This window comes from Streptomyces sp. NPDC046465 (assembly GCF_040646035.1).
Taxonomy (GTDB): Bacteria; Actinomycetota; Actinomycetes; order Streptomycetales; family Streptomycetaceae; genus Streptomyces.
This window is the reverse complement of record NZ_JBEYZK010000042.1, coordinates 23,128-31,623: the sequence shown is the minus strand read 5'-3', so window position 1 is coordinate 31,623 and position 8,496 is coordinate 23,128. Positions and strand designations below refer to the sequence as shown.

7 protein-coding genes and 1 pseudogene are annotated in these 8,496 nt (G+C 70.9%); 7 read left to right on the top strand and 1 reads right to left on the bottom strand.

What is annotated here, in order from left to right; translation table 11 throughout:
- Window positions 1-117: 117 nt before the first annotated feature.
- On the bottom strand, window positions 118-495 hold the full coding sequence (locus ABZ953_RS37630) for a DUF1844 domain-containing protein (protein ID WP_361733715.1): 378 nt from the start codon (window positions 493-495) through the stop codon (window positions 118-120).
- Window positions 496-887: 392 nt separating this feature from the next.
- On the opposite strand from ABZ953_RS37630, the gene infC reads away from it, so the two are divergent.
- The 7 genes and pseudogenes from infC (at window position 888) to pheT (ending at window position 8,466) form a co-directional block, all read left to right on the top strand.
- The gene (gene infC, locus ABZ953_RS37625; RefSeq protein WP_268775508.1) at window positions 888-1,550 is read left to right on the top strand and encodes a translation initiation factor IF-3; all 663 of its coding nucleotides are present in this window, start codon (window positions 888-890) and stop codon (window positions 1,548-1,550) included.
- Window positions 1,551-1,656: 106 nt separating this feature from the next.
- The gene (rpmI, locus tag ABZ953_RS37620) at window positions 1,657-1,851 is read left to right on the top strand and encodes a 50S ribosomal protein L35 (RefSeq protein ID WP_007829094.1); all 195 of its coding nucleotides are present in this window, start codon (window positions 1,657-1,659) and stop codon (window positions 1,849-1,851) included.
- 97 nt (window positions 1,852-1,948) lie between these two features.
- The gene (rplT, locus tag ABZ953_RS37615; RefSeq protein WP_024494113.1) at window positions 1,949-2,332 is read left to right on the top strand and encodes a 50S ribosomal protein L20; all 384 of its coding nucleotides are present in this window, start codon (window positions 1,949-1,951) and stop codon (window positions 2,330-2,332) included.
- 194 nt (window positions 2,333-2,526) lie between these two features.
- A pseudogene (locus tag ABZ953_RS37610) lies at window positions 2,527-3,382 on the top strand (RNA methyltransferase).
- 134 nt (window positions 3,383-3,516) lie between these two features.
- Window positions 3,517-4,659: an ATP-binding protein gene (locus tag ABZ953_RS37605; RefSeq protein ID WP_361733713.1), complete on the top strand. Its 1,143-nt coding sequence runs from the start codon at window positions 3,517-3,519 to the stop codon at window positions 4,657-4,659.
- Between the two features lie 148 nt (window positions 4,660-4,807).
- The gene (gene pheS, locus ABZ953_RS37600; RefSeq protein WP_361733711.1) at window positions 4,808-5,938 is read left to right on the top strand and encodes a phenylalanine--tRNA ligase subunit alpha; all 1,131 of its coding nucleotides are present in this window, start codon (window positions 4,808-4,810) and stop codon (window positions 5,936-5,938) included.
- Entirely contained in the window at window positions 5,938-8,466 is a 2,529-nt protein-coding gene (gene pheT, locus ABZ953_RS37595) for a phenylalanine--tRNA ligase subunit beta (RefSeq protein WP_361733709.1), read from the top strand. The genes pheS and pheT overlap by 1 nt, the downstream gene beginning before the upstream one ends.
- Window positions 8,467-8,496 lie beyond the last annotated feature (30 nt).

The window sequence follows — 8,496 nt, the reverse complement described above, 5'->3', positions numbered from 1 at the left end:
GCTCCTCCCCCAGGCCTCAAGGGCCCGGGGGGACCCCCATCGAGGACTTCCCGGCGCCTTGCGATCGCACGCACCAGACGACGCCCGCTGATCCGGCCGGGGATATGACACAGGCTCTCAGCCGAAGACCGGGCCCGTGTACTTCTCGCCGGGACCCTGACCCGGCCCGTCGGCCACCAGCGAGGCCTCGCGGAACGCCAGCTGCAGCGACTTCAGGCCGTCACGCAGCGGCGCCGCGTGGAACGAGCTGATCTCCGTGGCGCTGGCGTCCATGAGGCCGGCCAGGGAGTGGATCAGCTTGCGGGCCTCGTCGAGGTCCTTGTGGCCCTCGCCGCCGTCGGCGAGGCCGAGGTTCACGGCGGCGGCGCTCATCAGGTGGACCGCCACCGTGGTGATCACCTCGACCGCGGGGACGTCCGCGATGTCACGCGTCAGGGTGTCGAAGTCGGGGGAGTCGCCTGCGGGGGACTCGGGGGTGGGGGTCGCGTCGCTCATGTCCCACACGATAAGCCGAGCCCCGGGCGGGCCGAGCCGCGGGAGCCGGTGCGCGCGCCGGTTCGCCCCACCCCCGCAGAGCTGCTAACCTTGTGTAACGACCGGCTGGATACCCGCGTGTCAACGCAAGGATCCGGCCCACAAGTGGAGGCTCCGATCTCCCACCTGGCCGCTCTCCGGAGCGGCGGGTCACCGGTCAGACGGCCGAAGTCCCCGAGGCTTCAGGTCGTCCGATGTGCGCCCCGCGATCACCGCGGAGGTGCTCCGGTAGCACGTGGAGCCCCTTCTGTGATCGGTCGGGGCATTTTTTATTGCCCCGCTCGGTTGGTCCAGTCAACAGACGTAACGCGGCTGTCCGCCAGACGGTCGCGTGGTGCTACCGAGGAGGATCCATCAGCGCCGAGCCCCGCATCAACGACCGGATTCGCGTTCCCGAGGTGCGACTTGTCGGTCCCAGCGGCGAGCAGGTCGGGATTGTTCCGCTTGCCAAGGCCCTGGAGCTTGCACAGGAGTACGACCTTGACCTGGTCGAGGTGGCCGCGACTGCGCGTCCGCCGGTCTGCAAGCTCATGGACTACGGGAAGTTCAAGTACGAGTCGGCCATGAAGGCCCGTGAAGCGCGCAAGAACCAGGCGCACACGGTCATCAAGGAGATGAAGCTCCGGCCGAAGATCGACCCGCACGACTATGACACCAAGAAGGGTCATGTCGTCCGGTTCCTCAAGCAGGGCGACAAGGTCAAGATCACGATCATGTTCCGTGGTCGTGAGCAGTCCCGCCCCGAACTGGGCTTCCGACTGCTGCAGCGTCTCGCTTCGGACGTCGAGGACCTCGGGTTCATCGAGTCGAACCCGAAGCAGGACGGCCGAAACATGATCATGGTTCTCGGTCCGCACAAGAAGAAGACCGAGGCGATGGCCGAGGCCCGTGAGGCCCAGGCGGCTCGCAAGGCGGACGCGAAGGCCAACCCGGGCCGTTCGCAGAACTCCGCCGAGGGAGAGGAGCTCGACGAAGCTCCCGCCGAGGCCCCGGCCGAGGCTCCTGCCGAGGCCTGATCCCCCGGACGCGAGTCCAGGGGATGCCAATCGACACATATGGCTCCCGGATGCCCGGTTTCACGACCGGGCATCGGAGTGCCACTGACGAGGAGAGAACGGCGCTATGCCGAAGAACAAGTCGCACAGCGGTGCCAGCAAGCGCTTCAAGGTCACCGGCTCCGGCAAGGTGCTCCGTGAGCGCGCCGGCAAGCGCCACCTGCTCGAGCACAAGTCGTCCCGTCTGACGCGTCGCCTCACCGGCAACGCCGAGATGGCCCCGGGCGACGCCAAGAAGATCAAGAAGCTTCTCGGCAAGTGAGCTCGGGTGCCGGACACGGCACCTGACCTCTGACCGGGACCCAATCGATACCGGGTCGTGTGAGTCCAACCACGGCCCCGCTACAAGGAGTTAACAAGTGGCACGCGTCAAGCGGGCAGTAAACGCCCACAAGAAGCGTCGGGCGATCCTCGAAGCGGCCAGCGGTTACCGCGGCCAGCGGTCGCGCCTGTACCGCAAGGCCAAGGAGCAGGTCACCCACTCCCTGGTCTACAACTACAACGACCGCAAGAAGCGCAAGGGCGACTTCCGTCGGCTGTGGATCCAGCGCATCAACGCTGCGGCCCGCCAGAACGGCATGACGTACAACCGCCTCATCCAGGGTCTGAACGCCGCCAACATCGAGGTGGACCGCAAGATCCTCGCGGAGCTGGCCGTCAACGACGCGAACGCGTTCGCCGCGCTCGTCGAGGTCGCGCAGAAGGCGCTGCCGTCGGACGTCAACGCGCCGAAGGCTGCCTGACGCTGCGCTGAGCTAAGCGTGATGTTCGGACCCGTGAGCCGTCTGGCTTGCGGGTCCGACTCTGTTCGGCCGCTCGTCTGCCGATGCCTGTTCGCTGCCGTCCGCGGGTCCGTCCTGGCTGATCGCGCAGTTCCCCGCGCCCCGAGGGCGCCCCTGGCGGGGCGCCCCGCCGTCCCCATGCCGAAGGTGAGTCCATGCCCGCCGCCCCCGAGTTGATCTCTCCCAAGTCGTCTCGCGTCAGTGCCGCGCGGCGGTTGGCCAAGCGGAACTTCCGGGGGAAGGAGCGGCTGTTCCTCGCCGAGGGGCCGCAGGCCGTGCGGGAGGCCGCCGGGCACGGGCAGACGCTCGTCGAGCTGTTCGCCACCGTCGACGCCGCCGAGCGCCACGCCGACATCGTGGGGGAGGCCCGCGCCGCCGGGGCCCTGGTGCACCTCGCCGACGAGGACGTCATCGCCGACATCTCCACGACCGTCACCCCGCAGGGTCTCGTCGGGGTCTGCCGGTTCCTCGACGTGCCCTTCGAGGAGATCCTGGCCGGGCGCCCGAAGCTTGTCGCCGTCCTCGCCCACGTCCGCGACCCCGGCAACGCCGGCACCGTGCTGCGCTGTGCGGACGCCGCGGGCGCCGACGCCGTGATCCTCACCGACGCCTCCGTGGACCTCTACAACCCCAAGTCGGTGCGCGCGTCGGTCGGTTCGCACTTCCATCTGCCCGTCGCCGTCGGCGTCCCCGTCGAGCAGGCCGTGCGGGGTCTCAAGGACGCGGGCGTCCGCATCCTCGCCGCGGACGGCGCCGGTGCGGACGACCTCGACACCGAGCTCGACCGGGGCACCATGGGCACCCCCACCGCCTGGATCTTCGGCAACGAGGCCTGGGGGCTGCCGGAGGAGACCCGCGCACTCGCCGACGCGGTGGTGCGCGTTCCGATCCACGGCAGAGCCGAGAGCCTCAACCTCGCGACGGCCGCGGCCGTATGCCTCTATGCGTCCGCCCGTGCACAGCGCGCCGTCAGTACTCGCTGAGGGGGTCCGCTCCGTCACATCGAGCTAGTAGTGTGACGGGCTCGGGGGGCCCTCCCCCAGGCTCTCGGCTTTCCCCCCCACATTCCCGGCTCCGCCCGGACAGGGGGACCCCCCGAGCAGGGAGGCACCCCCACCGACAGTCCGAGAGGCGGGGTACGGGGAATGAGTGTCGGCACGAGCAGAGCACCGGGAGTACAGGACGTCGTCCGTGCTCGCGCGGACCGCGGCGGTCCCGGTGACCTCGGCGACCTCGGACTCGACCCCGACGAGCTGCCCGACGGGCTCGTCGTCGCGGACGAGAGCGGCCGGATCATCTGCTTCAACGCGGCCGCGGCACGGATCACCGCGGTCCGCGCGGCCGACGCCCTCGGCACCGCCCTGGAGCACGCGCTTCCGTTAGAAGACCTCGAAGGCCGCCGCTGGTGGCAGCTGACCGATCCCTACGGCGGCCTCGCCATCCGCATCGCCCAGCCCGAGCGCAACCTGCTCCTGCCCGGCGGCCGCGAGGTCCTCGTCTCCGCCCGTTACGTACGCACCACCCGCACCGGCCCCGTCCGCCGTGTCGTCGTCTCCCTGCGCGACACCGAGGCCCGCCGCCGCACCGAGCGCAGCCACGCCGAGCTGATCGCCACGGTCGCCCACGAGCTCCGCTCGCCGCTCACCTCCGTCAAGGGCTTCACCGCGACGCTGCTCGCCAAGTGGGAGCGGTTCACCGACGACCAGAAGAAGCTGATGCTGGAGACCGTCGACGCCGACGCGAACCGGGTCACCCGGCTGATCGCCGAGCTCCTCGACATCTCCCGCATCGACTCCGGACGCCTGGAACTGCGCCGCCAGCCCGTCGACATAGGTGCCGCCGTCGGCCGGCACATCCAGGCCCACGTCGCCGCGGGACAGGAAGCGGACCGCTTCCTCGCCCGCGTCGAACAGCCGCTGCCCGATCTCTGGGCAGACCCGGACAAGATCGACCAGGTGCTCAGCAACCTGCTGGAAAACGCGGTGCGGCACGGCGAGGGAACCGTCACCATCGAGGTGGCCGCTTCCTCCTCGCCGCGCGAGGGGGGCGGCGAGGAGACCGCCGTGACCGTGAGCGACGAGGGTCCCGGCATTCCGGAGGAGTCGATGGGCCGCGTCTTCACCCGCTTCTGGCGGGGCAGCAAGCGCGGCGGGACGGGACTGGGGCTGTACATCGTGAAGGGCATCGTGGAGGTACACGGCGGGACGATCACCGTCGGCCGTGCGCCCGGCGGCGGCGCCCAGTTCCGATTTACGTTGCCCGTGGGGGCCCCGGCGTATCTCCAGTAAGACGCCGTGAGCAGCCCGCGGGCTCATTCGTTCACCGCACCCCCGTTAGACTCGGTCGTTGGCACTTTGTGTCCCCAAAACTGGGACAGCTTGTCTCCGAGTCGTTGACGGGGACCCATCCGCCAGCCAATCGGAAGCACGGGAAGAGATGTCGGCACCGAACAAGTCGTACGACCCTGTTGAGGTCGAGGCACTGAAACCTGAAGAGATCGAGCGCATGCGGGACGAGGCGCTCGCCGCCTTCGCGGCCGCGGACTCCCTCGACGCGCTCCAGGAGGCGAAGGTCGCGCACACCGGCGGCACCTCGCCCCTGGCGCTCGCCAACCGCGAGATCGGCGCGCTGCCGCCGCAGGCCAAGGCCGAGGCGGGCAAGCGCGTCGGCATGGCGCGCGGCGCCGTGAGCAAGGCCCTGGCCGCCCGCCAGAGTGAGCTCGAGGCCGAGCGCGACGCCCGCGTCCTGGTCGAGGAGGCAGTGGACGTCACGCTGCCGTACGACCGCACGCCCGCCGGCGCCCGGCACCCGCTGACCACGATGATGGAGCGCGTCGCCGACGTCTTCGTCTCGATGGGCTACGAGGTCGCCGAGGGCCCCGAGGTCGAGGCGGAGTGGTTCAACTTCGACGCCCTCAACTTCACGCCCGACCACCCGGCCCGCCAGATGCAGGACACGTTCTTCGTCGAGGGCCCCGACGGCACGGACGGCGACGAGTCGGGTGTCGTGCTGCGCACACACACCTCGCCCGTGCAGGCGCGCGCGCTCCTCGAGCGCCGCGAGCCGCCGGTCTACGTGGTCTGCCCCGGCCGCGTGTACCGCACGGACGAGCTCGACGCGACGCACACCCCGGTCTTCCACCAGATCGAGCTGCTCGCCGTCGACGAGGGCCTCACCATGGCCGACCTCAAGGGCACCCTGGACCACATGGTCCAGTCGCTCTTCGGCCCGGACATGAAGACGCGCCTGCGGCCGAACTACTTCCCGTTCACCGAGCCGTCCGCCGAGATGGACATGGTCTGCTACGTGTGCCGCGGCGAGTCCGTCGGCCACCCCGACCGCCCCTGCCGCACCTGCGGCAGCGAGGGCTGGATCGAGCTCGGCGGCTGCGGCATGGTCAACCCCAAGGTGCTCACGGCCTGTGGCGTCGACCCCAAGAAGTACAGCGGATTCGCCTTCGGGTTCGGCATCGAGCGGATGCTGATGTTCCGCCACAACGTCGAAGACATGCGAGACATGGTCGAGGGTGACATCCGGTTCACCCGGCCGTTCGGGATGGAGATCTGATGCGGGTCCCGCTTTCCTGGCTGCGGGAGTACGTCGACCTCCCCGCCACCGAGACCGGCCGTGACGTGCAGGCCAAGCTCATCGAGGTCGGCCTGGAGGTCGAGACCGTCGAGCAGCTCGGCGCCGGCCTCAAGGGCCCGCTCGTCGTGGGCAAGGTCCTCACCATCGAGGAGCTGGAGGGCTTCAAGAAGCCCATCCGCTTCTGCACCGTCGACGTCGGCACCGCCAACGGCACCGGTGAGCCGCAGGAGATCGTCTGCGGCGCCCGGAACTTCCGGGTCGGCGACAAGGTCGTCGTGGTCCTGCCCGGCGCCGTCCTGCCCGGCGACTTCGCCATCGCCGCCCGCAAGACGTACGGCAAGACCTCGCACGGCATGATCTGCTCCGGCGACGAGCTCGGCATGGGCGACGACGGCAGCGGCGGCATCATCGTGCTGCCGCCCGAGCACGAGGCGGGCACCGACGCCATCGAGCTCCTTGAGCTCGTCGACGAGGTCCTCGACATCGCCGTCACGCCCGACCGCGGCTATGCCCTGTCGATGCGCGGCGTCGCCCGCGAGGCCGCCATCGCGTACGGCCTGCCGCTGCGCGACCCGGCGCTGCTCGACGTGCCCGCGCCGAACTCCTTCGGCTACCCGGTCAAGATCAGCGACCCGCTCGGCTGCGACCGCTTCACCGCGCGCACCGTCACCGGCCTGCAGCCCGAGGCCCGCTCCCCGATCTGGCTGCGGCGCCGCCTGCAGAAGGCCGGCATGCGCCCGATCTCGCTCGCCGTCGACATCACCAACTACGTGATGATGGAGCTCGGCCAGCCCCTGCACGCGTACGACCGCTCCCGCGTCCAGGGCACGATCGGCGTGCGCAGGGCCGAGCAGGGCGAGAAGTTCACCACGCTCGACGGTGCCAAGCGCGTCCTGGACGCCGAGGACCTCGTCATCACCGACGACCGCGGCCCCATCGGCATCGCGGGCGTCATGGGCGGCGCGAACACCGAGATCGCGGACTCCGAGACCGACCCGGAGACGGGCGAGGTCCGCGGCACCCGCGAGGTCGTGATCGAGGCCGCGCACTTCGACGCGATCTCCATCGCCCGCACCGCGCGCCGCCACAAGCTGGCCTCCGAGGCGTCCAAGCGCTTCGAGCGCGGCGTCGACCCGCAGGCCGCTGCCGCCGCCGCGCAGCGCACCGTCGACCTGCTCGTGCTCCTCGCGGGCGGCAGCGCGGAGGCCGGTGTCACCGAGGTCATCGCCCCGACCGCGCCGCGCACGATCACCATGCCGGCCGACCACCCGGACCAGGTCGCCGGTGTCGCCTACGGCCGCGAGACCGTCGTACGCCGCCTCCAGGAGGTCGGCTGCGACGTCTACGGCCAGGACGCCCTGACCGTCACCGTGCCGTCGTGGCGTCCCGACCTCGCCGAGCCGAACGACCTCGCCGAAGAGGTCATCCGCCTGGAGGGGTACGAGAACCTGCCCTCGACGCTGCCCAAGCCCCCCGCGGGCCGCGGCCTGACCGAGCGGCAGCGGCTGCACCGCCGCATCGGCCGCGCGCTGGCCGGCGCCGGGTACGTCGAGGCGCTCAGCTACCCCTTCATCGGCGAGGGCGTCTTCGACCAGCTGGGCCTCGCGGCGGACGACCCCGCCCGCCGCGTCGTGAAGCTGGCCAACCCGATCTCCGACGAGGAGCCCGCGCTCCGTACGACGCTGCTGCCGGGGCTGCTCGCCGCGCTGCGCCGCAACGACGGCCGTGGCACGCACGACCAGGCCCTGTTCGAGACGGGCCTCGTCTTCCACCCGCGCGAGGAGCTCAAGGTCGCGGTGCGCCTGCCCGTCGACCGGCGCCCCACGGACGAGGAGATCGCGTCCCTGACCGACGCGCTGCCCGTCCAGCCCCGGCACGCCGCCGTCGTCCTCACGGGCGCCCGCGAGCAGAGCGGCTGGTGGGGCAAGGGCCGCCCGGCGGACTGGGCCGACGCCGTCGAGTCGGCGCGGACCATCGCCCGGGAGGCCGGCGTCGAGCTGATCGTCGACCAGGGGCAGTACGGCCCGTGGCACCCCGGCCGCTGCGCCGAGCTCAAGGTCGTCGTCGACGGTGAGATCGTCACCGTCGGCCACGCGGGCGAGCTGCACCCGCGCGTCGTGAAGGCGCTCGGCGTGCCCGCGCGCACCTGCGCGATGGAGCTGGACCTGGACCGCCTGGAGTCGGCGCGCGACGGAGTCGTCAAGGCGCCGCGCATCTCGACCTTCCCGGTCGCCACCCAGGACGTCGCCCTCGTGGTCGACGCCGAGGTGCCCGCCGCGGTGGTCGAGTACTTCCTGCGCGGCGGCGCCGGTGAACTCCTGGAGTCCATCCGGCTGTTCGACGTCTTCGAGGGCGAGCAGATCGGCGAGGGCAAGAAGTCCCTGGCGTACGCGCTGCGCTTTCGCGCGGCGGACCGCACGCTCACCGTCGACGAGGCCTCCGCGGCCCGTGACGCGGCGGTCGCCCTCGCGGCCGAGCGGACGGGTGCGGTGCTGCGCGGAGCGTAGCCACCGCGCGTAATCGGCAACAGGCGCACA

What these genes read in the sequence shown, in the direction of transcription:
- rpmI (WP_007829094.1), top strand. Translation starts at nt 1,657, where the DNA reads ATGCCGAAGAACAAGTCGCACAGCGGTGCCAGCAAGCGCTTCAAGGTC.
- pheT (WP_361733709.1), top strand. Translation starts at nt 5,938, where the DNA reads ATGCGGGTCCCGCTTTCCTGGCTGCGGGAGTACGTCGACCTCCCCGCC.
- ABZ953_RS37630 (WP_361733715.1), bottom strand. Translation starts at nt 495, where the DNA reads ATGAGCGACGCGACCCCCACCCCCGAGTCCCCCGCAGGCGACTCCCCC.
- ABZ953_RS37605 (WP_361733713.1), top strand. Translation starts at nt 3,517, where the DNA reads ATGAGTGTCGGCACGAGCAGAGCACCGGGAGTACAGGACGTCGTCCGT.
- pheS (WP_361733711.1), top strand. Translation starts at nt 4,808, where the DNA reads ATGTCGGCACCGAACAAGTCGTACGACCCTGTTGAGGTCGAGGCACTG.